This is a genomic window from Gordonia sp. NPDC003376, assembly GCF_053589235.1.
In genome coordinates, this window is record NZ_JBSFRM010000020.1 from 35,771 (window position 1) to 59,865 (window position 24,095).

The window sequence follows — 24,095 nt, forward strand, 5'->3', positions numbered from 1 at the left end:
ATGATCGTCGGTGCCGGCTGGGATGAACGAATCCTCGACGGCATGGTCACCGCCATCGAATCGCGGGGCACGATCACCGAACGGTGGACGCGCCACGACCTCGCGGCAGTCACCCGTCGTCTCCCCATCGTCGACCGCGCCCACGCAGTCCAACCATGGCGCTACGGTCCGGACGAACGGTCCACGTTGTGTTACAACGGCGAGGTCTACAACCTGGACGAGATCCGGGGTGCGCTCGCCGAGCAGGGCGTCGTTCCGACGACCGCGTCGGACACCGAACTCGTCGCACTGAGCCTCCTCACCTGGGGCGACGAGGCCGTCCCGCGCTTCTCCGGGGAGTTCGCCTTCGCCGCGGAATGCGGCGGATCGGTCTATGTGGCCCGGGATCGGCTGGGGGTCAAACCGCTCTACTACGCGCTCGCCGACGAGCTGGTCTACGTGGCATCGGAGATCAAGGCGCTGGTCGCCGTCTCCGCGAGGATCATGGAGGTCCCACCGGGGCACCACGGGTGGATCTCGGCCCGGACCGGGGCCCGACTGCGCTGCTACCACGACCTCGATGCGGAACAGCACGCCGCGGCCGCGTACGCCACGACCCAGGACGCCGTCGACGCGGTGCGGTCGGCGGTCACATCCGCTGTCGAGTCCCGGGTCCGGACCGACCTGCCGATAGCGGTCATCCTCTCCGGTGGTCTGGATTCCTCCATCGTCGCGTCCATTGCGGCCCGGCATCATCCCGGGTGTGTCGCCTACACGATCGGCACCCCCGACAGCCCTGACCTGAGCTATGCCACTCGCCTCGCCCGCGACATCGGGATGCCGCATCGGGTGATCGAGGTGCGACCATCGGACATCCGACGATCCGCGGTGATGGAGGCGGTCAGGTTCTCCGAGCTCACCGAGTACGGCGACATCATCAATGCCGTGATCTCCGCGCACTTGTTCTCGGCCATCGCCGAGGACGGTATCCGCATCGCCATCGGCGGGGATTGTTCCGACGAGCTGTTCGGCGGTTACCCGATGTACCAGACCATTCCGGCGGAGCAGCAACGGGATCTCTTCCTGCACAAGCTACACGGCCTGTCGCGCACCGAGCTCCAGCGCGTCGACCGGGCGAGCATGGCCGCGACGGTGGAGACGCGGGTGCCCTTTCTCGACAACCGGGTGATCGACGCCGCGCTGCGGTTACCGATGTCGATGAAGACGCGCGACGGTCAGGAGAAGTGGATCCTCCGACGGGCATTCGAGGATGCCCTGCCCGACTACGTGGTCAACCGACCCAAACACGGGCTCTCCTATTCGTCGGGCCTCCACGACCGCATCCGGCTGTACAAACCGTGGATCGCAGCCGAGTACCGCCGGTGCGGATACCGGGCGCACGCCCCGCTACGACGCGATTTCGATGCGGCATTGGCCTTGTCGGGTAACGATCTCGGACGGGCACTGGCCGGCGACACCTTGCTGGCCGATCACACCCTGTTCGAGAAGGGCAAGGACCTCGTCGGAGCGCTCCGCTGGAACATCGCACCCCGGTTCTCCCGGAAGCCGACGTCGGCGAGCCCCGCCGAGTAGTCGGGTACCCGACCGGCGGGGAACTCACCGGGCCGGTGCCTCCGCACACGGAGTGGCATCGGCCCGATGGTCCCGGTGAACATCGGCGGGCCCGGGAGCATCGGCGCTTCCGGGTGTGGTCCGGACAGGACAGTCGTGGACGATCCCCGTCTGGCGAACCGGGGCCATTCCCTCCGAGGAGCCGCTGTCCAGGACCAACCAGGCGAGCACCAGCAGCAGCAGATAGCCCAGGAGCCGGCCGACGGGACCACCGACCACGGCTGCGACGGAAACACCGACCGCCATACGATTCGCCCCATCCTCCACATGACCCGCAGTTCGAGCGGATTGTCGGCCTCGGTGCGGGACATACGATTCGAATGAGTCCGGGCGCCCCGAACCGGCATCATTCCCGCATCCCGTTTCCGGAATACCGACCAGACAACCACCGACGAGCGCAATCTCGCAATCGATACGGATTCACAGAAAATTGTGATCAGACACCCACTTCTTGTCGGCGCAGGAAATGCGTGCGAGGGCCCGGACACACAAGAGATTCCGCGACCGATCGGCCTCTACGATGCACTCATGAAGACCGCCGATGCCGTGACCACTCCACGCCTCGCGTCGCGCTCGGTCGCTGGGACGACCACCGGGAATCATCCGCTCGGGGTGTGGACGCCCGCCCTACGGGGCGCGCTCCGGTGATCCGGCCGTGGTCCACGACCGGGCCGACGATGACGACCGCACCCATGCGCACCCGGCGTCGATGGCTCCTCGCCGTCGCGCTCCTCCTGATCGTCGGCGTCACGTCGTGCGCCGGCCCGCGGGCCGACCCGGACACAGGCGCCTCGGGGACATCGGTGTCGCCCCGTGATGGCACGTCGAAACGATATGTGGCGCTGGGAAGTTCCTACGCATCCGGGCCCGGGGGAACACTCACCGACCGTCGGTGCGAGAGATCCGAGGACAACTATCCGAGCCAGACCGCCCGCGCGCTGCACATGGAACTGGTGGATGCGAGCTGCGCGGGTGCCACCATCGCCGACATCGTCTCCCGAGCGCAACCCCACGTTGCAGACGCACCGCAGATCGATGCGGTGACCGCCGACACCGCACTCGTGACCCTGACCGTCGGCGGCAACAACGTCGGGTACATGCGGCGGGTGATGGCGCTGAGCTGCATCGCGGTGGGCCCGGCCGAGCCCTCGTCGACGTGCAATCCGACCTCACCGCCACCGCCCACTGCCGCGGATTTCGAGGCGCTGACGAGATCACTGACCCGTCTCATCGCCGACATCGCCGTTCGCGCTCCGCACGCGATGATCATCGTGGTGGACTACCCCCCACTTGCGGTCTCCGGTGAATCCGGTTGTGCCGCCTTGCCACTGACCTCTGGTCAGATCGATCAGACATCGCGGGTCCTCGACGGCGTCGTCGGCGCCCTGGCCGCCGCGACCTCGGCGACCGGCACCCACCTGGTGCGCGCATCCCTCGCGGGCCGTGCCCACGGGGTGTGCTCGGCGCAGCCGTGGTTGTACGGCTACGGCGGTCCGGCCCCGTACCACGAGCGGCCGTTCGGCAAGACGGCCATCTCCCGGCTGGTCGCCGAGATGGTCACCCGACACCACTGAGACCGGGCGGCTCCGGCACGGAGCCGGGGGTCGACCCTCAGCCCGACCGCTGCGCGTTGTACGCGGACCGGCTGATCGTCTCCAGCACCCGCGCGAATGCCGGCGCGCGGGGATCGACGATGGTGCCGTGGTCGGTGTTGTCGAGCAGCACCAGCGTGGCCGAGCCACCCGCCGCCTTGTCGGCGGCGACATAGTTCTGGGACAGAATCGGAGGCACCACCTTGTCGTCCTTGCCGACCATTGCGATGGTGGGAGTGGAGGGGTCGAGGTTCTGGATCGGGTCGACGGAGGTGTACCGGTCGGGTACCGCGTCGGGTTCACCACCCAGTGCCCGGACGATCCGGTCATCGCCGAGCTTCACCGCCACCCGCATGTCGAGTGGGCCGGCCAGCGAGATCACGTTGGTGGGACGGAACTTCGGTTCGGCGCCCACCTCGCCGGCCTCGAGCCGGTGCCGGGTTCCCGCCCACATGGCCAGCTGCCCACCGGCCGAATGTCCGACGACCACCGCATTGCGCTCATCGATCTCCGGGATGCTCGCCGCGACCGTCGGCACATAATCCAGTGCGGCAGCGACGTCTTGGAAGGTCGTGGGCCAACCGCCGCCCGACCCCACACGCCGGTACTCCACGTTGTAGACGGCGAGGCCACGCTCGGCGAGTCGCCGCGAGAAGGTGACGAAGCTGTCCGCACCGACCTGCGACTGCCACGAGCCGCCGTGGATGAGGATCACCAGCGGCACCGAGTTCTCCCCCTGCGCCCCCTTCGGCAAGAAGACGTCGGCCCAGTTCTGGTCGTCGTCTCGGCTTCCGGTGGTGGTCGGGTAGAGGTAGCGACGGGCATCGACGTTCGACGATGCGACCACTTTCGCGAAATCGGCCGATGCAGCACCCGGATCCACCGCCGACGCGGTCGGCTGCGGCTCGGTGGGGGTCGATGAGCAGCCGGCGAGCACCAGCCCGGCGGCGAGTGCGCCGCAGAGTCCGGTCAGCGCACGGTGCACCGTGTTTCGCATGGTCGGGTTGCTCCTGAACTGGGTGCTCATGACTCGGTGGCCCCGTTGATAGTGGAGGTGGCGATCAGTCCGCCCTGCAGACCCCAGCGGTGCGCGATCGCCGACAACCGCCCGCTGTCGACGAGTTTCTGAACCGCGTCGCGAAGTGGTTGTGCCAGGGCCGATCCCTTCGGTACCGGGAACGCATACGGTTCGGTGTCGAACGGGGTTCCGGCCACGCTCAACGCGCCGGACGAGCGGGAGACCGCGTACGCGGTCACCGGTGAGTCCGCACTGACCGCATCGACCTGACCGTCACGCAGTGCGCTGACCGCCTGGTCGAGAGTCTCGAATCCGACCACGTCGATCGGCTTGTCGCCGGTGGTCTCGCAGGCCGAACTCTTGGCCGGCAGTTCGGAGTCGGCCTGCACGGTGCCGGTCTCCACCGCAACCTTCAGACCACAGGAGTTCTCGGGGTCGACATCGCTGCCGGCGCGCTGCATCCACTGGATCCCGCCGCTGAAGTAGGTGACCATGTCGACCTGCTCCTCGCGGGGTTTGGTGTCGAAGATCAATCTCGCCCCGACATCGAACGTGCCGTCGTGAACGCCGGGCAGCACGGCGGCGAAATCGGTGGTGCGGATGTCGGTACGCAATCCGAGGATCGTGGCGGCCGCGTCGATCACATCGATGTCGAAGCCGACGATCCGACCGTCTTCGCCGAACTCACCGGGCGCGAACGGCACGGCTGTCCCCACGATCAGGGTGCCCCGCCCACGGATCGGTTCGGGGACGCGCGCGGCCAGCGCGTCGTCGCGGGTGACGGTGGCGGGCCCACCCGGCGCCGAGGCCTCCGATGACACCACCGATCCCGACGTCACGGTGCCCGGCGCCGACGACGATCCGGCCGGGGTGTCGTCGGTTCCCGACGAGCACCCGGCCACCGCGACGGCCAGCGCCATCGCGAACCCGCTTGCCGCCAGACGTACCGTCCGGGTCAGGGCGTGCTCCCCGAATCTCCTCATAGCCACCTCACTCCGTTGCCGACACCGCAACCGGCGGTCGGCTCGTCCACTCCTGCAGCACCTTCGGGTCCTGCACCTCGAGCCACGCCACCACATCGGCGTGCGTCGCGCAGATCACCCCGGGCCGCCCGCATGTCTCGGCCATGAACTGCGCGGTCGCCGGATTGAACGCATTGTGGTTCCAGTCGTTCATGTGATTGGCGATCACCAGGGGTGCTCGATTCCCCTCGTACGTCCGCTTGAACATGTAACGGTAGGTGTCCAGCACGACACGTTTGATCCGGTTCTTGTCCTTGGGCCGATCGCGTGCGCCGTTGACGGTGTACCAGAAGTTGTAGTCCAACACGGTCTGTCGCGCCTTGAGCGGTGGTGACCATGCATACGGGATCTGGAACTCCCAGATACCACCGATCTTCGACGGCCAGTAGACGCCGGGCTGAGCGGCCGGCATCGAGGAGTCCCAGGTCATGTGGTGCGCGCGGAGGGCCGGGAAGAGCCTCGCGGGGCTGCCCTCGAGACACTGGGTCCGACCGCCCTTGACCTCCTGCGGTCCGAAGGCCAGGTCGGGCCCGGTGGTGATCGCGTTGTTGGTGCGCCAATCGGCCATCAACGAGAAGAACTGGTCGAGCTCGTGATTCCACTCCCGGGTACTCCAGTTCTTCCCGGGATTGCGCGTACCCGCACAGAAGTGTCCGACGTAGTGGGTACCCAGTTCGTGGCCGCCGTACCAGGTGCGATTGAGGTATTCGATCTGCTCGATCACCTCGGCTTTCGTGCCGCCGAAGGCCAACGAGGATTCCCCGGGCTCGTATCCCGGTCCGCGGTAGTGCTTCTTGGCCTTGTCGGTCAGGAAGTACAGGCCGGTCATCAATGCGCTGAATCGCGCGTCGGAGCGTTCGGCGGCGTCGAGGAACAGATCCCAGTTCTTCGACACCCCGACGCCGTCGAAAGAGAAGAGGATGAACTGCGGCGGTTTCTCGCCGGGCGCCAATGGCCGGATCGGGACATTCGTCGCGCGGCGGACCGGTGTCGGATCGGGCTCTGCCGTCGTCGAGGATGTGGGGGAGAAATCCACCGAGGGTGCGCTCCCGGAGCTCTTCCCGCAGGCCGAGAGCACCATCAGTGCGGCAAGCCCGACGAAAAGAGAGCCGACGCATCGCGGCGGGTGTCTCATCACGGCCTTTCTGGTCGCCCGACGCACATGGTGACGAAGCATAACGGACATATCGGGAATGCGATAGTTTCGTGGGTATCGAAAAGTAGCGTCGCACTTGCGCTTTGCCCAAAATAGCGCGATTTCGGCACCAACTGGCGCTCGACAAACGAGTGTTGTCCGATGTAACCGGTCCGTTGACTTCCTTTCGGTGCCGCGGTCGGGGCAATAGCCTGCCATTCCAGAAGGCCGCGCCCGACCCGTTGTCGGGTCGACTCCCGCGGCGCCCTGCGCGAAAGGTGACATGAGAACCCCGAATCGAGCGATGATCACGGCCGGACTGCTGAGCGCGGCCGTGCTGAGCCTCGGCGCCTGCAGCAGTTCCGACAGCGGCACCCCGGCGTCGAGTTCGAGCAAGACCACCTCGTCGTCGGCCACGTCATCGTCGGCAACCTCGTCGTCGGCCGCGTCGCGGGCCACGACCACCACCACCAACCCCGGCGCGCAGAACGCACCCGCCGTCACCACGACCCCCCATCAGAACCACGCCACCACCACTCCCCCCGTCCGCGACGACGATCCGGGCGGCCGGCCCTGCACCGACCAGAGCGGCGCACCCGGTACCTACATCTGGGCCGACTCCAGCCAGCAATGGATCTGCCAGGTCACCGGTGACGCACCGCGCGCCACTACCACGACCACGACCAAACCCCAGGTGCGCGACGATGATCCGGGCGGCCGGCCCTGCACCGACCAGAGCGGCGCATCCGGTACCTACATCTGGGCCGACTCGACCCAACAATGGGTCTGCCAGATCAGCTGACCCCACAGCGACCGCTGCACGATCACCTTCCAGGATGTAGACCGATACCGTGATGTCCCGAGCACGACCGGGCGCGGCGAGTACTCCTCGTCGCGCCCGGCGCACCCCCGCGTCAGTCCTTGCCGCGATCGCCCTCACCCTGATGTCCACCGCCTGCGGTGACGCCGACCCGGACACGGATCCGGTCGCCGCATCCGGACGGTCGACCGCCCCGTCGAGCTCGACGGCCGGGCCACCGCAGCAGTACGTGGCAATGGGTAGTTCGTATGCGGCCGGACCGGGAGGCAGCGTCCTGTCCGACGCACCGTGTGGTCGATCCGAGGACAACTACCCGAACGTGGTCGCCGATCTGCTCGGCATGACACTGATCGACGTGACCTGTTCGGGGGCCACCACCGAGGACGTCCTGCATCGGGCGCAGCCGAACGTGGCCGCCGCCCCGCAGATCGACGCGATCACCACGGACACCAAGCTGATCACCGTCACCATCGGCGGGAACAACATCGCCTACATCCCCCGGGTGATGGCCCAGAGTTGCCTCACGGCAGGACCATTCGAACCCGGCGGGCACTGCAACGCCCATCCCTCACCCCGCCCTCCGGATGCGGCGTACGCCGCTCTCAACCAATCGCTCGACAACATGCTCGTCGAGATCGAGAAGCGGGCGCCCGACGCCCGGGTGGTCTTCGTCGACTACCCGCCGCTGGCCCAGCACGGTGATGAACCGTGCGCCGAGATGCCGCTGACCCGAGAACAACTGGCCCTCACCCTCGATGTGCTGGACAACGTCACCGAGGCGATCGCCGAGGCCGCGACCGAAGCCGGTGCACATCTGGTACGGGCGTCTGATGCCGGGCGCGGCCACGGTGTGTGCACCGCCGAACCGTGGCTGTACGGCTGGGAGGCCCCGGCCCCCTATCATGAACGCCCGGCAGGAAAGACGGCCATCGCACATCTCGTCGCCGAACTCGTCGCACGTAACGAGTAGGCCCGCTCGCGCCCGTCAGCCGGTGACGGCGGTGAGCAGCGCTCGTGGCCGCGCGAGGAACGTCTCCCGCAAGTGATTGCGGATCACCGTCGGCCACGGGCATGCGCACCCGGCGACCACCCCGACGGGATCGTCGACGCCGAGGCGACGGCAGAGGGCGATCGCCCGATCGAGGTGGAAGTCCTGGGTGATCAGCACCGGCCGATGGACCCCGAAGCGATCACGCAACCCGCGACAGGTGTCGGCGGTGTCGATGCCGAGCGCGTCGTCGACGATGACCGCGGCGGGCACACCGTGCTCCTCGAGGTAGGCGCGCATCACGGCCGGCTCGTCGCCGGCACCAGCGGAGCCGTTGCCCGAGTTGACGATCCGTGCCACGCGCCCGTCGCGATAGAGGTCGAGTGCGGTGTCCAGGCGCCCCCGCACGTAGTCGCCGGGTCGACCGTCGGAGACCAGTGACCCGAGTACCACCAGGGTGCTCTCGCGTGGCAGCGCGTCGGCGTCGACGACCCGCCCGGCAGCCGCGACGTACACCCAGGTCGCCGCCACGGCGACGATCAACTCCACGGTGATCAGTCCGAGAACCACCAGCCGACCCGCAACGAAACGGACGCTCACCCCACCACCGTAGTGAACCCGTTGTACTGTGACCTGAACCACAGAAGGTTCGCCGCCGCCGTGCGCCCGGACCGGACACACCCGGAGGGAGGCACAGCGCCATGGAGTACATGCCCGTCACCGAGTCGATGTTCCTGATCGCGGAGACCCGGGAGCAGCCGATGCACGTCGGCGGCCTGCAGCTGTTCGTCCCTCGCGAGGGCCAGACCGGCACCGAACTCGCCGAGGAGATGATCGACCGGTTCACGCACTGCACCCAGATCGACACCCTGTTCCGCAAGCGGCCGGCGTCACCGGCGAGCGTGCTCGGGGTGTTCGCGTGGTCGCACGACGACGAGATCGACGTCGATTATCACGTCCGGCACGCCGTCCTCCCGCGCCCGGGCCGGATCCGCGAACTGTTCCGGTACGTCTCCCTGCACCACAGCGCCCTCCTGGACCGGAATCGGCCGATGTGGGAGCTCCACATCATCGAGGGCCTCGACGACGGTCGGGTGGCGCTCTACTCCAAACTGCACCATTCGCTGATCGACGGGGTCTCGGCGCTGCGGGTGCTGCAGCGCACGCTGAGCGCCGACCCCGACGACCGCAGCGGCACCGCCCCATGGGACCCGGCACTCACCCGTCCTCGTCGGCACCGCGATCATGCTCCGTCGGCGACGTCACCGATCTCCGGGATGATCCGATTCGTCGGCACCGCCGTCGGAATCGGAACCCAGCTCGTCGGGATCGGCCCCGCCGCGGCACGGATCGCGTGGACCGCGCTCACCGACGAGGATTTCGCCCCGCCCTTCCGCCCGGCCCCGCGGACCATCCTGGATGTGCCGATCGGCAGTGCCCGACGGTTCGCGGCCCAGCAATGGCCCACCGACCGGGTGCGCGCGGTCGCCTCCGCGATGGACATCACGATCAACGACGTCATCATCGCCATGTGCTCGAGCGCGCTGCGGTCGTATCTGATCGACCGCGACGCCCTGCCGACGGCGCCGCTGCTCGCGGCCGTCCCGGTGTCGATGCACGACGTCGGCGACTCCGACGGCAACGCGATCACCGCGATCCTGACCAACCTCGCCACCGATCAGCCCGATCCCGAACGGCGCCTTCACACCCTGGTCAATTCGATGCGCGAGTCCAAGCGGGTGATCCGCAACCTGTCACCACTGCAGGCGCTCGCCTACGGCGCGGCGACGATCGCGCCACTCGCGCTGGCCACCGTGCCCGGCTTCGTCCGCTACACCCCGCCGCAGTTCAATCTGATGATCAGCAACGTGCCGGGACCGGCCGAGCACATGTACTGGAACGGGGCGCGGCTCGACGGCGTGTACCCGGTGTCGGTGGTGATGGAGGGGACGGCCCTCAACATCACCGTCACCACCACCGCCGAGCACGTGAACTTCGGTCTGATCGGCGCACGCAAGGAACTGCCCAGCCTGCAGCGCCTGCTCACCCATCTCGACACCGCGCTCGACGAGCTCGAGAAGGTCGCAGATCTGCCGTCGTGATCGTACGGTGCCCGCGGCCGACGAGGTGTGCCCCGACCGGCCGAGGCCGCGCCGGTCAGCAGGCGTGCACCGATTCGGCGTAGCGCAGCCAGTCCGGGAGTTCGCGGACGAAGGCGTCGTGGATCACCGGTGATCCGGCCGCCCGCCAGTCGACGACGTCGTGGATCTCGACCTCGTACTTCTTCCACTCGAACCAGTTGATCATCTTGAGCATCGGGTAGCGGCGAGGGAGGTCGGCGGAGAACACCTGACGCCACCAGGCCGCCTTCACGGCGAGCTCCGACGCCCCCTCGGCAGCGCGCGCCGGGGTGTAGATGGCCGCGGTCTCGACCACGGCGATCTCGCGCCCGTGATCGACGCCGTACACCGTGTAGAAGTCGGGGACCGCGCGATCGTCACCGGCGGTTCCGCGATAGGTGCCGTCGAGCATCGCGGTGAACTTCCCCGGTTCGGTGACCTCGTTGTCGCCCCAGGGGCGATGGTTACCCCAGTGGTAGAGCGACACCCCCGCCCAGTCCACCGCATCGTCGCCGGGATAGTAGGGCGCATAGGGATCGTCCCGTGCGGTGAGCGCTCCGTCATGGTCGGTGTCGAGGAGCCTGAAGTCGCTGGTTCCCTTGCGCGCCACATACTTTCCGCCGAGGAACGGATACCCACCGCCGTAGTTGGGCGCCCACATGATGGCCGAACCCGGTGCGCTGCGCCGGATCTGCGCCGACAACGTGCGGAACACGCGGACGTACTCGGCCGGCTGTTGACCCCACGCATACCAGCTGCCGTTCATCTCGTGGGCGAATCGGACGATCACCGGGACACCGGACTCGTTGAGGTGCCGCAGATCGTCACCGAGGCGCCCGATCACCCCGTCGTCCACGGCGGCGAGTCCGGCGTGCGGCTCCAGGGTCAGCACCATCACACCACCGTTCGCGGCCACCTCGTGCGCCGCGGCCACCGTGTGCGCCCAGGTCGCATCGCTGTAGGGGATGTCGGAGAACTGGACCGCCACCGCCGGGGCATGACCGAGGTCGGCGCGATGCCGGGCCAGCGATTCGGTCTGCCAGTCCAGGTTCACGCCGAACAGCACACCGTCGGACGGGATCACCCGCGAGGCGTCCACCACGGCGCAGGGAGCGCTGGGTTCGGGCAGGTAGTGGCGATAGGCGACGCCGGCCGCGGCGATACCGATGACCATCGCGATCACCGGGACGAGCGCCGACCGTCGCCGCCTCCTACGCCGGGACCACCGGGCTGCGAACTCCCCGGGGGCGTGGGCCGGATCGGTCGATCTGCTTGTCCCGGTGGGCATCACGGGCTTGGTCATGTCAGACTGTTCCTCACATCGCAGGACGGACGGGGTCATTCGCATGACGACGGCACGCACGGAACGCACCACTGCCCGATCTCTCGGATCGCGGCATGTCATGGCATTGGTGGTCGTCGTCACGGCGATACTGGGCGCCACTGCCTGCACCGAGTCGACGGACGGACCTTCGGCGCACCACATCCGTTGGGGTGCTTATCTTCCCGATCTGATGGGTTCGGACATCACCTCGGATGCCGGGATCGTCGGCGTCACCACCCTGGCCAACCGACCGCTGGACCTGATCCTCACGTTCTCCGCACTACACGACCCGGTGCCGCTCGAGCGGTTGTCACGGATCATGGACACCGGGGCGACGCCGGTGATCACCATCGAACCGTGGCGGCCCGACGGAGGGGTGGATCAGCCCGACCACCGGCTACGCCCGATCGCCGACGGCGAGCACGATTCCGACCTCTCCCGGTGGGCGAAAGCACTTGCCGCATGGGGACATCCGGTGTTGGTCCGCTTTGCACACGAGATGAACGGGACGTGGTATCCGTGGGCGGTCGGCGTCAACGGGAACACCGCGGCCGACTATCGGGCGGCCTGGATCCACATGCACGACCTGATGCGCGCCGAGGGCGCCGACCTGGTGCGCTTCGTCTGGGCCCCGATGACGGCGATCCCCGGGATCAGCGATTTCGAAAGTGCTTATCCTGGTGACGATTACGTCGATGAGATCGGTGTCGACGGATACAACTGGGGTGACGACGGAACGCACGGATGGGCATCGCCGGACTACCTGTTCACCGCGAGTCTCGCGCGGCTGCGCGCCCTGGCCCCGTCCAAACCCATCCTGATCGCCGAGGTGGGTTCGGCCGACTCCCCGGACCCCGCACGCAAGGCGGCGTGGATCTCCGAGTTCGTCACCCTCGCCACCACCGAACCCGGCGTCGACGGCTTCATCTGGTTCCAGGCGAACAAGGAGCGGGACTGGCGGTTCAATTCGAATCCGCACGCCGCGAACGCCTTCCGATCCGCCGTGACCGAGGTGCCCGATCCCTGACCCGCACTTCCTCGGGAACCGGGCGCGCGGTGCGCAGACGCAACGCCCCCTCCCGGTCGGGATGCACCGTCAGGACCTTCGCGAGGTCGAGTGCACGGAGGGCGTCACCGAGTGCTCGCGACTGCCCATAGACGCGCAGATCCCCACCGCGGGCACGCATGTACCGCACGGCGTGCAGGAGGTCGGCCAGCCCCGAGGGCGTCACCGACACCACCGGGGACACATCGAGGAGCACGAGCCGGACACCTCGTCGGGACGCGTCGACGACGTGCCACGACAGTCCCGTACGGACATCGGCGGTGGCTGCGAGCCGGATGTCGAGGGCCTCGCCGACCGGTGATGTGACGGTCAGACCGCGTCGGTCGGCAGCGTCGCGGTAGTCGGGCTGAACGGACATGATTCCTCCTCGAGCAGGGGCATTCGCAGGACGGGACGCCGGGACAACGGTGTGCGGCGAGCCGATGGGTCGGGGGCCGTGGACGCCGACGGCTGGTGACCCCGATAGCGGGCGGCCCGGATGACCGCCGACAACAACAGCAGGTCGAGAACGACCCAGCCGATGGACAGGTAGGTGGGGAACACGTCGGCGTCGCCCCGCGACAGTCGAACCGCGCCGATCACCGTGGCCGCCACGAGTGCGGCCATCGCCACGAGTTGGATGGCGACGGGCCGGTAGTCGACCCGCACCTCGGCGCGGGTCTTGGGTGTCACCGAGAACCGGATCTGCCTGCGGAGGAACACCGCCGCGGCCGCCGACAACGTCGCCGCGATCCACGTGGGGAACAGCGCGAACGACATCTGCTGGCCCCGCCACAGTCCGCGCGACCGGTGCCCGGCGACCAGGAACAAGATCTGACAGACGACGAAGAACGGGATGAACCGCGCGAAGAAGTCCAGCGGCGTCGCCTCCATCGGGAAGATCCCGCTGGTCAGGTAGATGAGCGGCGCGGCGATGTACACCAGCGCCGCGAATCCGCTCAGATACGAGGTCATGGTGGCGAGGTACATGAACCGCTGGGCGAGGGTGAGACCGGACTTGAGCATCGGGTTGTCGGCGAAGAAGACCTGCATCGATCCCGTCGCCCACCGCTGCCGCTGCACCAGCATCGTGCGCACGTCCTCGGGGGCGAGCCCGGTGACGAGCACTTCATGGTGGTACACCGTCTCCCAACCCATCGCGTGCAGGTTCATGGCGGTGGCCATGTCCTCGGTGACCGTCGCGGTGTTGATCGGCTGGATCGCGAGGGCCTCGTCCACCCGCGACACCTCGACGCCGTCGGCTGCAGCGGTCAGCACCTCGACCAGCGCTGTCGGCAGTTCCGGTTGATCGACGATCGTGGCGTGGATGTACTGCTGGAGATCGGCCACCGCCTCACCGATCGCCTCGCCGCGACGGATACGTCCCTGGGCCAGACGGACCTGCCGGTGGGCGTCTTCGAGGGGGCGCCGGAACGGCGAGTCCGGCCCGATGTCGTTGATCACGTCCTCGAGCCGTGCCCGGCACTCGCGCAGCCTGCGACGCGTGTGGGAGGGGGCACCCCGCGAGTAGGTGGCCAGACCCAGCGCCATCAATGCCTCACGCCTCAGGACCGCATTGGAGCCGCAGAAGAAGGCCGCACCCCACCCGTCCTTGCCCTGCTGGATCGGACCGTAGAACAGTTCGGCCTGGCTGCCCAGCGGGTCCGACGAGGGCACGTTCCAGAAGCACTGCGGGGTCTGCACCAGTGCCACCGACTCGTCGTCGAAGTAACCGAGCACCTTCTCCAGGAAGTCCGGTGCCGGCACCTGGTCGGCGTCCAGGATCGCGATGAAGTCGCCACCGGTGCGGAAGAGCGCGTTGTTGATGTTGCCGGCCTTCGCGAACCGCTGCCGTCCGGCCCACTCGTCACCCCGGGTGATGTAGCCGACGCCGATCCGCTCGGCGGCCGCCCGGAACTCCGGCCGGTCCCCGTCGTCGAGAATCCACGTGAGGTGAGGGTAACGAACATCACGTGCCGCGACCGCGGTCGTCACCACCAGGTCCAGCGGCTCGTCGTACGTCGTGATGAACACGTCCACCGTGCGGCCGGGCCCTGCGATCGGTGGCGCGACGCGCCGCCGCGCATTCCACATCATGAAAGAGAAGAGAACAGATTCAGAAAAGCTGTAGGTTTCGGCCACAACCAAGGGAATGGCAATCCACCACGCATTCCAGGAAATCGTTTCCGTCCAGCGCCAAGAAATATAGACAACCCCAAAAGAAACGACGAGTATTGCGACTATTCGAACAACGACAAGGCGCCCAGGCCCCATGGTCGACCTCTCTCCGGTCCGGTACCGCTCGACCACCAGAATCGGCATCATCGCCCCAGTACACGGGCAATTCTTGCGACGGCCATCGACACCCGCAACACCCGACGGCGCGGCCACACGGCCCGCTGCAGCCGACGACGAATCCATTCGCCGATATAAGTAAATTCGACGTCTCGCGCGGATTGCCGATCGACCATTCCGGGGCGGAACGGGTCCAATTCGGACATTGAATTCGCAAGTACCGGGTATCACCCGGCACATTCGGCATTCATCGGTGTCCTGCATCACATTCGAGTCGATGTCCACCAAGTGGACGAGTCCGGGCAGAGGAATCGCCCAGCCGTTGTGGCCGTCAACACACCCCAAATATATTACCCGTGGGTAATATGGCGCCCACGCTGTACCAGCCCGACCAAGCGCTACTTAGGGCAACCTTCGCAGCGCTCAGGTGTCCTCAGGATTTACGGTTACCTGTACGAGACGTCCGACCTCGCGCACGTCAGCCCTGCGCTGGAGGTTCGGCGACACACCAGAGAGGGGCCGGACGCCGTGAATGCCACGACGATCACCATCGGCATCATCGCCGCGGTCATCAGCCTGGGTTGCTGGGCGCTCTTCCTGCGCGGCGTGTGGACCATGGTCCGCGCGATCGCACAGGGACAGCGTGTCGACAGCTCGCGCTTTTGGCCGTTCTTCCCGCGACTGTGGACGATGCTCAAGGAGTTCGTCGCCCACACCCGCATGGTCAAATTCCGATCCGTCGGCTGGGCGCACTGGCTGGTGATGTTCGGCTTCCTGATCGGCGCCATCTTCTGGTTCGAGGCGTACGGCCAGATCTTCGACCCCAGCTTCCACTGGCCGATCATCGGCGCCTGGAACATCTACATCTTCGCCGACGAGGTCCTCGGCCTCGGCACCGTCATCGGTATCACCACGCTGATCGTCATCCGGCAGCTCAACCACCCGCGCGTCCCCGAACGCATCTCGCGTTTCTCCGGCTCGCGCTTCGGTGCGGCGTACTTCGTCGAGCTCGTCGTCCTCATCGAGGGCCTCGGCATGATCTTCGTCAAGACCTTCAAGATCGCCACCGGTCTCGAGCACGCCCCCATCTGGACGTCCTTCTTCACCCACTACTTCGCGCAGCTCTTCGAGGGCTGCTCGGTGTACTGGGTGACCGCCGCCGCCGTGGTCAAGCTGATGAGCGGCATGATCTGGCTGGCCGTGGTGGGTCGGAACATCGACTGGGGTGTGGCCTGGCACCGCTTCGCCGCCTTCCCCAACATCTACTTCAAGCGTGAGGCCGACGGTGGCGTCGCCCTGGGCGCCGCCAAGCCGATGATGTCCGGCGGCAAGGTCCTCGACATGGAAACCGCCGACCCCGACGTCGACGCCTTCGGTGCCGGTAAGGCCGAGGACTTCTCCTGGAAGGCCTGGCTGGACTTCACCACCTGTACCGAATGTGGTCGGTGCCAGAGCCAGTGCCCGGCATGGAACACCGGCAAGCCGCTGAGCCCCAAGCTGTTGATCATGTCGCTGCGCGACCACGCGCAGGCCAAGGCCCCGTACCTGATCGCCGGTGGCCGCACCGACATGGGCGGCGACGAGGTGGGCCTCGTCGATGCCGAGGGCAACGTCGACGACGCCAGGCTCGCCAAGATCCCGGCGGCCGCCCGGGCGGAGGCCGCCCGCAAGCTGGTCGGCGAGTCCAAGGGTGCGATCGGTGGCGGCGAGGGCATCGAGTCCGCCGACGGTGCCTTCGATCCCGAGCAGCTCGGCGCGGTGATCGACACCGAGACCCTGTGGAGCTGCACCACCTGTGGCGCCTGCGTCGAACAGTGCCCGGTGGACATCGAACACGTCGACCACATCATCGACATGCGCCGCTACCAGGTGCTGATCGAATCGGACTTCCCGTCCGAGCTCGCCGGCATGTTCAAGAACCTGGAGAACAAGGGCAACCCGTGGGGCCAGAATGCCTCGGCGCGCACCAACTGGATCGACGAGATGGACATCGAGATCCCGGTGTTCGGCCAGGATGTCGAGTCGTTCGAGGGCTTCGAGTACCTGTTCTGGGTCGGCTGTGCGGGCGCCTACGAGGACCGCGCGAAGAAGACCACCAAGGCCGTCGCCGAACTCCTCGACATCGCCGCGGTGAACTTCATGGTCCTCGGCGAGGGCGAGACCTGTACCGGTGACTCCGCCCGCCGCGCGGGCAACGAGTTCCTGTTCCAGATGCTGGCGCAGCAGAACATCGAGATGATGAACGAGGTCTTCTCGACGGCCCCGCAGCAGCGCAAGAAGGTCGTCGTGACCTGCGCGCACTGCTTCAACGCGCTGGGCAACGAGTACCCGCAGTTGGGTGCCTCCTACGAGGTCGTCCACCACACGCAGCTCCTCAACCGTCTGGTGCGGGAGAAGCGCCTGGTACCGGTAGCCCCGCTCGGCGAGGGCGTCACCTACCACGACCCCTGCTACCTCGGCCGCCACAACAAGGTCTACGACGCACCCCGTGAGCTGATGGCCGCATCGGGCTCGGCACTCACCGAGATGCCGCGTCACGGCGAACGCTCCATGTGCTGTGGTGCCGGTGGTGCCCGGATGTGGATGGAAGAGCAGATCGGCAAGCGGATCAACATCGACCGGGTCGACGAGGCGCTGTCGACCCTGGGCGATCCGGGAACCGCGACCAAGAAGGTCGCCACCGGCTGCCCGTTCTGCCGCGTGATGCTCACCGACGGTGTGACCGCCCGGACCTCGGGAACCGAGAACGAGGGCAAGATCGAGGTCGTCGACGTCGCCCAGCTGCTGCTGGAGTCGGTCAGGCGCGGCGCCCCCGAGGTGGCCCGTGGTGGCCGCTTCCTCGGCCCCGTCGCCAAGCCTGCTCCCGAGCCGGAACCCGAGCCCGAGCCGGTGGCAGTCCCCGCGGCTGCTGCGGCCACGGCCGCCGCCGGGACCGCCACGGCCCCGAAGCCGAAGGTCGGGCTCGGTATGAAGGGTGGCAAGAAGCCGGGTGGGGCCAAGCCGGCTCCCGCTGCTGCCGCCGCCGCACCGGCGGAGGCACCGGCCGACAAGAAGCCGGCCGCCAAGGGCTTCGGCATGAAGGGCGGCAAGAAGCCGGGTGCCGCGACGGCCGCTCCGGCCGCAGCCGCGCCCGCCGAGGCCACCGCTGCCGCACCGTCAGAAGCACCGGCCGACAAGAAGCCGGCCGCCAAGGGCTTCGGCATGAAGGGCGGCAAGAAGCCCGGCGCAGCCGCCAAGGCCGCCCCGGCTGCAGCCGCACCTGCCGCCGAGACCGCTGCCCCCGAGGCCGCCGCACCTGCGGTCGAGAAGAAGCCCGCCGCCAAGGGCTTCGGCATGGCCGCGGGCAAGCGTCCGGGAGCCAAGAAGCCGGGCGCTGCGGCAGCCGCCGCACCCGCTGCGGAGGCCGCCACCGAGGCAGCCCCCACCGCGGGTGCCGCGGAGTCGGTGACCGAGGCCCCCGCCACCGAAGCGGTGACCACCGAGGCCGTTGCGGCCAAGGCCAAGGGCTTCGGCATGGCCGCGGGCAAGAAGCGCCCCGGCGGAATCGGCAAGGCCGCCCCCAAACCGGCCGCCGAGGCGGCACCCGCTGCCGCAGCTGCGCCGGCTCCGGCCGCAGAGGTTCCGGCTGCAGAGGTTCCGGCCGAGGCAGCTGCCGAGGTCGTCGCCGACACCGCCGCGCTGACCACCGAGGCCATCCCCGCCAAGGCCAAGGGCTTCGGGATCGCCGCGGGCAAGAAGCGCCCCGGCGGAATCGGCAAGGCCGCCCCCAAACCGGCCGCCGCAGCAGCACCCTCGGCACCGGCCGAGACCGAGGCTCCCGCCGAGACGGTCGCCCCGGCCGAGGCGGAGGCCGAGGCACCCACCGCCGCGGCGCCGTCGTCGAACGGTTCCGAGCCGGACGAGCGCACGATCGCCGAGACCGGCGCCGCCAAGGCCAAGGGCTTCGGGATCGCCGCGGGCAAGAAGCGGCCCGGGCACAAGGCCTGACTCCCGGGGTCCGAGCGCAACAACCCGTCACAACCGAATCCGCAACGAGCCCGTCCGGTCCACACCGGGCGGGCTCGTTCGTGTTGACGGATGCGCCGATCGCGCGCAGTGTCCGATCATGGACTCCGACTATTTCGACCTGGGTGGCCACACCCGGACCGTCACCACCTCCTCGTCGACGGCGCAGACCTGGTTCGACCGGGGCCTCGTGTGGAGTTACGGGTTCAATCACGAAGAGGCCGTCACCTGCTTCACTCGTGCGACCACTGCCGATCCGACGTGCGCCTTGGCCCACTGGGGTGTCGCCTACGCTCTCGGTCCCAACTACAACAAGCCGTGGGAGTTCTTCGATGCCGCCGACCTGGGGTCGACGGTGGACGCCGCGCACCGTGCCACCGTCCGCGCCGGCGAGCTGGCCGCGATGGCATCCCCGGTGGAACAGGCGTTGATCGAGGCACTCGGCCATCGCTATCCGGCCGCCGTCCCCGATGGTCCGGCGGGTGACCCCGCCACCGGCAGCATATGGAATCACCGCTATGCCGACGCGATGCGATCGGTGTATCAGAGGTTCCCCGATGATCTCGACGTCGCGACCCTGTTCGCCGACGCGCTGATGAACCTGACCCCGTGGGCGCTGTGGGATGTGCGGACCGGCGATCCCGCACCCGGATCGCACGCACAGGAGGCACAGCAGGTCCTCGACCGGGCCCTGGCGGACCCGGGTGGGGACTCCCACCCGGGTCTGCTGCACATGTACATCCATCTGGTGGAGATGTCGGCGAGTCCCGAGTCGGGCCTGGCCCATGCCGATCGTCTCCGTGACCTGGTGCCCGACGCCGGGCACCTCCAGCACATGCCGACGCACCTGGACGTCCTGTGCGGCGACTACCGGCGAGTGATCACGTCCAACGAGCGGGCGATCGCCGCAGACGAGAAGTACCTCGCGCACGCGGGGGCGATGAACTTCTACACGCTCTATCGTGCCCACGATCACCACTTCGCGGCCTACGGGGCGATGTTCGCCGGCAACTCCCGCGCCGCGCTCGATGCGGTGGCGCGACTGGAGGCGTCGATCCCCGAGGACCTGCTTCGGGTGGAGACGCCACCGATGGCCGACTGGCTCGAGGGCTTCCTGTCGATCCGGGTGCACGTCTACATCCGATTCGGCATGTGGCAGAACCTCTTCGAGATGGAACTGCCCAGCGATCCCGTCCTGTACTGCACCACCACCGCGATGATCCACTACGGCAAGGCCATTGCCTACGCGGTGTCCGGACGGATCACCGAGGCGCGAGACCACCGCGTCCTGTTCGGGACGGCACTCGAGCGGGTGGTTCCCTCTCGCACGCTGTTCAACAACACCTGCCTCGACATCCTGGCCATCGCGTCGGCGATGCTGGCCGGTGAGCTGGACTACCGCCTCGGCAGCCACGAGCAGGCATTCGCCCACCTGCGGCGCGCCATCGATCTCGACGACACCCTGCCCTACGACGAGCCGTGGGGCTGGATGCAACCCACCCGACATGCCTACGGCGCCCTGCTGCTCGAGCAAGGTCATGTCGTCGAGGCCGAGGCGGTCTACCGCGCCGATCTCGGAGTCGATCGCTCGTTGCCGCGGGCACAACAGCATCCGAACAACATCTGGGCACTGCACGGCTACCACGAATGCCTCACGCGGCTCGGTAGACACGGCGAGGCCGCGATCATCGAGCAACAGCTTCGGCTCGCCCAGGCATACGCCGATGTCCCGGTGGTGGCGTCGTGCCTGTGTCGCACCGAGGTCCCCGGCCCGGTCGCCGGGAGTGATTCCGCGGCGGATTCCGGTGGCGCCGGAAAACCGACTTGCCCTGGCTGCGACAATCGAACTCGTGAGTAGGCCGTATGTATCGCACCTGAACCAGAACCTCAAGCCGCTCGAGCAGTCCCTGAAGCTGCAGAACGTGTGCTACGAGATCCGTGGGCCGGTGCATGCGCACGCGGCGCGCCTCGAGGCCGAGGGCCACCGGATCATGAAGCTCAACATCGGCAACCCGGCCCTGTTCGGGTTCGAGGCACCCGACGTGATCATGCGCGACATGATCCACGCACTCCCCTACTCGCAGGGCTATTCGGAGTCGGCGGGTGTCCTGTCCGCACGCCGGTCGGTGGTGACCCGATACGAGTTGCTGCCGGAGTTCCCCTACTTCGACGTCGACGACGTCATCCTCGGCAACGGTGTGTCCGAGCTCATCACCATGACGATGCAGGCGCTGCTCAACGACGGCGACGAGGTGCTGATCCCGGCCCCCGACTACCCGCTGTGGACAGCCATGACCGCGCTCTCCGGCGGGCAGGCGGTGCACTATCGGTGCGACGAGGAGAACGCCTGGAACCCCGACATCGCCGACCTCGAGTCCAAGATCACCGATCGCACCAAGGCGATCGTCGTGATCAACCCGAACAACCCGACCGGCGCGGTGTACTCCCGTGAGGTCCTCGAGCAGCTCGTCGACGTCGCCCGCCGGCACTCACTGCTGATCCTGGCCGACGAGATCTACGACAAGATCCTCTACGACGACGCGGTGCACACCAACATCGCGTCGCTGGCCCCCGACCTGTTGTGCATCACCTTCAACGGCCTGTCGAAGGCCTACCGGGTGTGCGGCTACCGCGCGGGCTGGCTGGTGATCACCGGCCCCAAGGACCATGCGAAGGGGTTCATCGAGGGACTGGGGATCCTCGCGTCGACGCGCCTGTGCGCCAACGTGCCCGGCCAGCATGCGATCCAGGTGGCCCTCGGCGGGTATCAGAGCATCGAGGCGCTCGTCTCGCCCGGCGGCCGCCTCTACGAGCAGCGCAACGTCACCTGGGAGAGGCTCAACGAGATCCCGGGCGTCAGCTGCGTCAAGCCGCAGGGCGCCCTGTATGCCTTCCCGCGCCTCGATCCCGAGGTCCACGAGATCCACAACGACGAGCTGTTCGTCCAGGACCTGCTGCTGCAGGAGAAGATCCTCGTCGTGCAGGGCACCGGCTTCAACCTCGACGACCACAACCACTTCCGGATCGTGACCCTTCCCTGGGCCCGCGATCTGGGTGAGGCCATCGAACGCATCGGCAACTTCCTGTCGTCGTACCGCCAGTGACCTGGTAATACCGCCGAACCCCTGGACATTCCCGTTACCGTGGGTAACGTGTACCCCACTGAGAGATTCACAGGGGGAATCGAATGGTTCGGTGGATTGAACGCACGGTCGTCAGCGGGGGTGTCGGCCTCGCCGTGTTCGAGGCCGACGCGGGTTCGGGCGCACCTGTCGCGCAGCACGACGCCCGCCCGGTGATCCTGCTGGTCCACGGCTGGCCCGACACCCACATCGTCTGGGACGGCGTCGCCGACACATTGGTCCCGGATGCGCGGGTCTTCGCCTTCGACTGCCGCGGTCTCGGCCACAGCGACCGCCCGCGCGGGATCTCGCCGTACCGCATCGAGACCCTCGCCGACGACGTGTTCGCAGTGGCCGCCGAGGTGAATCCCGGCGGCCGGGTGCACCTCGTCGCCCACGACTGGGGTTCCATCCTGTCGTGGGAGGCGGTATCACGGCCCGGCGCCGACGACGCGTTCGCGTCGTACACCACCATCTCCGGTCCGTGTCTCGACCACGTCGGCACCCTGGTGCGCGAGAACCTCTCCCCGCCCACCCGGGACTCGCTGCGCGCCACCGCACTCCAGGCCATCGCCTCTACCTACATCGCGGTCTTCCATCTGCCGCTGGTTCCGCGACTCCTGTTGAGCGTCTTGGGAATCCCCCGCGTGTGGCGGGAGTACATCCACGTCATGGACGACACCCCGCGCGAGGTCATCCAGGTCGCACCGACGTTCCGCCGGGACATGATCGCCGGGGTCGCCTACTACCGGGCCAACATGCTGCGACGCCTGATCCGACCCCGACCCCGACCCACCCGGATTCCGGTGCTCGAACTGATCAACACCCGCGACTTCGCCATCCGGACAACCACTTTCGCACTCACCGGTCGATACGCGGAGAACCTGACCCGCCGGGAATCACCCACCGGGCACTGGCTTCCGTTGATCGATCCCGGCTTCGTCGCCGACAACGTCCGCGACCACATCGCGGCCGTCGCCCCGCACTCCGCAGACGCCCTGCACCCCACAGACGCCGCAGGCACCGCGCGATCCGCGGTGTCCGCCCGGCTGTCCTGACGCCGTTCCGACCCCATGTGAGGAGCACTCGATGCATGTACCCCTCGATTCGACAGCCCCGACCGACTCCGCCGACCCCGGCCCGGTCGAGATCCACGCCCGCGACGTCGCCTTCGACTGGACGCGGTCCCCGTTGCACTGGATTCCCGGGTTCCCGGTCGCATCGAACTTCGTCAGCGCCTTCAATCTGATGCTCCCCGAAGGGGAACGGTGGTTCGTCCAGACCTTCAACGAGGCCCTTCCACTGATCCGCGACGAGGAACTCCTCGCCGCGATGCGCGGGTTCATCGGCCAGGAGGCCATGCACGCCGAGGCACACGACCATGTGTTGTGGGAGTTCCTCGCACACCACGGGATCGATCCGCGCCCGTTCGTCGCACAGATGGAGTGGCTGTTCCGCAAGCTCTTGGCCCCCAAGGCCGGATCCGAACCGGCTGCGGCACAGAAGGATCTGATCGAGCGGCTCTGGCTGATCGCGGCACTCGAACACTACACCGCGCTCCTCGGCGACTTCGCCCTGAACTCGACGTGGGTGGAGCACGACGCCGACCCGACGATGGTGGACCTGTTCACCTGGCACGGGGCCGAGGAGGTGGAGCACCGCGCCGTCGCCCACGACGTCGCGGTGTACTTCGGGGACAGCTACATCCGGCGGGGTCGCGCGATGCTCGTCGTGCTGCCCACCCTGTTCGCCGTGCTGTTGCGCGGATATCGCTTCATGCAGCACTCCGATCCCGTCACCCGCGAGTTCGGTGTCGTCCGCCGGCAGATCGAGTACCACCGTGCCGTGCGGGCCGGGGTCCTGCCCCGACTGTCGCGGGTCGCGCTGGCCACCTTCAGCTATTTCCGTCCGGGCTTCCACCCCAACGAGATCGGCTCCACCGCACAGGCCGTCGCCTACCTCGCGTCGTCGCCCGCGGCCCGGAACGCGAGTTGAGCG

The 24,095-nt window shown here is 67.7% G+C and carries 18 protein-coding genes; 11 read left to right on the plus strand and 7 right to left on the minus strand.

Annotated elements, in window-relative coordinates:
- Together ACWDUA_RS18560 and ACWDUA_RS18565 are read left to right on the plus strand one after the other, a co-directional pair.
- On the plus strand, positions 1–1,572 hold the full coding sequence (locus tag ACWDUA_RS18560; RefSeq protein ID WP_449752479.1) for an asparagine synthetase B family protein: 1,572 nt from the start codon (positions 1–3) through the stop codon (positions 1,570–1,572).
- A gap of 716 nt (positions 1,573–2,288) precedes the next feature.
- Positions 2,289–3,185 (plus strand): SGNH/GDSL hydrolase family protein, encoded by an 897-nt coding sequence (locus ACWDUA_RS18565; protein WP_449752480.1) that lies wholly within the window; start codon positions 2,289–2,291, stop codon positions 3,183–3,185.
- A 37-nt stretch (positions 3,186–3,222) separates the two neighbouring features.
- Here the strand turns inward: ACWDUA_RS18565 and ACWDUA_RS18570 are convergent, their stop codons facing one another.
- Genes ACWDUA_RS18570 through ACWDUA_RS18580 form a run of 3 tightly spaced genes read right to left on the minus strand, consistent with a single transcriptional unit; the run spans position 3,223 to position 6,279 of the window.
- The gene (locus tag ACWDUA_RS18570) at positions 3,223–4,200 is read right to left on the minus strand and encodes an alpha/beta fold hydrolase (protein ID WP_449752481.1); all 978 of its coding nucleotides are present in this window, start codon (positions 4,198–4,200) and stop codon (positions 3,223–3,225) included.
- 26 nt (positions 4,201–4,226) lie between these two features.
- Entirely contained in the window at positions 4,227–5,204 is a 978-nt protein-coding gene (locus tag ACWDUA_RS18575; RefSeq protein ID WP_449752482.1) for an ABC transporter substrate-binding protein, read from the minus strand.
- Between the two features lie 7 nt (positions 5,205–5,211).
- On the minus strand, positions 5,212–6,279 hold the full coding sequence (locus ACWDUA_RS18580; RefSeq protein ID WP_449752483.1) for a polysaccharide deacetylase: 1,068 nt from the start codon (positions 6,277–6,279) through the stop codon (positions 5,212–5,214).
- A gap of 382 nt (positions 6,280–6,661) precedes the next feature.
- Here ACWDUA_RS18580 and ACWDUA_RS18585 point away from each other — a divergent pair, with 382 nt between their 5' ends.
- Together ACWDUA_RS18585 and ACWDUA_RS18590 are read left to right on the plus strand one after the other, a co-directional pair.
- Complete coding sequence (locus tag ACWDUA_RS18585; protein WP_449752484.1) at positions 6,662–7,180, plus strand: hypothetical protein; 519 nt, start codon at positions 6,662–6,664, stop codon at positions 7,178–7,180.
- Positions 7,181–7,232: 52 nt separating this feature from the next.
- Entirely contained in the window at positions 7,233–8,168 is a 936-nt protein-coding gene (locus ACWDUA_RS18590; RefSeq protein ID WP_449752485.1) for a GDSL-type esterase/lipase family protein, read from the plus strand.
- Positions 8,169–8,183: 15 nt separating this feature from the next.
- Here ACWDUA_RS18590 and ACWDUA_RS18595 read toward each other — a convergent pair whose 3' ends face one another.
- The gene (locus tag ACWDUA_RS18595) at positions 8,184–8,786 is read right to left on the minus strand and encodes a SanA/YdcF family protein (RefSeq protein ID WP_449752486.1); all 603 of its coding nucleotides are present in this window, start codon (positions 8,784–8,786) and stop codon (positions 8,184–8,186) included.
- Between the two features lie 101 nt (positions 8,787–8,887).
- Between ACWDUA_RS18595 and ACWDUA_RS18600 the strand changes: the two genes are divergently transcribed.
- Entirely contained in the window at positions 8,888–10,288 is a 1,401-nt protein-coding gene (locus ACWDUA_RS18600) for a WS/DGAT/MGAT family O-acyltransferase (RefSeq protein WP_449752487.1), read from the plus strand.
- A gap of 55 nt (positions 10,289–10,343) precedes the next feature.
- Here ACWDUA_RS18600 and ACWDUA_RS18605 read toward each other — a convergent pair whose 3' ends face one another.
- Positions 10,344–11,609, minus strand: coding sequence for a glycoside hydrolase family 26 protein (locus ACWDUA_RS18605; protein WP_449752488.1), 1,266 nt, complete (start codon positions 11,607–11,609; stop codon positions 10,344–10,346).
- Between the two features lie 43 nt (positions 11,610–11,652).
- Here ACWDUA_RS18605 and ACWDUA_RS18610 point away from each other — a divergent pair, with 43 nt between their 5' ends.
- Positions 11,653–12,657: a glycoside hydrolase family 26 protein gene (locus ACWDUA_RS18610; RefSeq protein WP_449752489.1), complete on the plus strand. Its 1,005-nt coding sequence runs from the start codon at positions 11,653–11,655 to the stop codon at positions 12,655–12,657.
- Here ACWDUA_RS18610 and ACWDUA_RS18615 read toward each other — a convergent pair.
- Together ACWDUA_RS18615 and ACWDUA_RS18620 are read right to left on the minus strand one after the other, a co-directional pair.
- A complete protein-coding gene (locus ACWDUA_RS18615; RefSeq protein ID WP_449752490.1) occupies positions 12,593–13,054 on the minus strand; it encodes a hypothetical protein in 462 nt (153 codons plus the stop codon). The two genes, ACWDUA_RS18610 and ACWDUA_RS18615, sit on opposite strands and share 65 nt — an antisense overlap.
- Positions 13,006–14,949 carry a glycosyltransferase family 2 protein gene (locus ACWDUA_RS18620; RefSeq protein WP_449752531.1) on the minus strand — a complete coding sequence of 648 codons (1,944 nt, stop codon included), beginning with the start codon at positions 14,947–14,949 and terminating at the stop codon, positions 13,006–13,008. Before ACWDUA_RS18620 ends, ACWDUA_RS18615 begins: the two co-directional genes overlap by 49 nt.
- A gap of 549 nt (positions 14,950–15,498) precedes the next feature.
- Between ACWDUA_RS18620 and ACWDUA_RS18625 the strand changes: the two genes are divergently transcribed.
- The 5 genes from ACWDUA_RS18625 (at position 15,499) to ACWDUA_RS18645 (ending at position 24,092) form a co-directional block, all read left to right on the plus strand.
- Positions 15,499–18,957, plus strand: a complete 3,459-nt coding sequence (locus ACWDUA_RS18625; protein WP_449752491.1) for a (Fe-S)-binding protein — start codon at positions 15,499–15,501, stop codon at positions 18,955–18,957.
- A gap of 118 nt (positions 18,958–19,075) precedes the next feature.
- Positions 19,076–20,833 carry a hypothetical protein gene (locus tag ACWDUA_RS18630; RefSeq protein WP_449752492.1) on the plus strand — a complete coding sequence of 586 codons (1,758 nt, stop codon included), beginning with the start codon at positions 19,076–19,078 and terminating at the stop codon, positions 20,831–20,833.
- Complete coding sequence (locus tag ACWDUA_RS18635; RefSeq protein ID WP_449752493.1) at positions 20,826–22,079, plus strand: pyridoxal phosphate-dependent aminotransferase; 1,254 nt, start codon at positions 20,826–20,828, stop codon at positions 22,077–22,079. Before ACWDUA_RS18630 ends, ACWDUA_RS18635 begins: the two co-directional genes overlap by 8 nt.
- A gap of 83 nt (positions 22,080–22,162) precedes the next feature.
- Positions 22,163–23,155 carry an alpha/beta fold hydrolase gene (locus ACWDUA_RS18640; protein WP_449752494.1) on the plus strand — a complete coding sequence of 331 codons (993 nt, stop codon included), beginning with the start codon at positions 22,163–22,165 and terminating at the stop codon, positions 23,153–23,155.
- Positions 23,156–23,186: 31 nt separating this feature from the next.
- Positions 23,187–24,092 (plus strand): metal-dependent hydrolase, encoded by a 906-nt coding sequence (locus tag ACWDUA_RS18645; RefSeq protein ID WP_449752495.1) that lies wholly within the window; start codon positions 23,187–23,189, stop codon positions 24,090–24,092.
- The last annotated feature ends 3 nt before the right edge of the window (positions 24,093–24,095 follow it).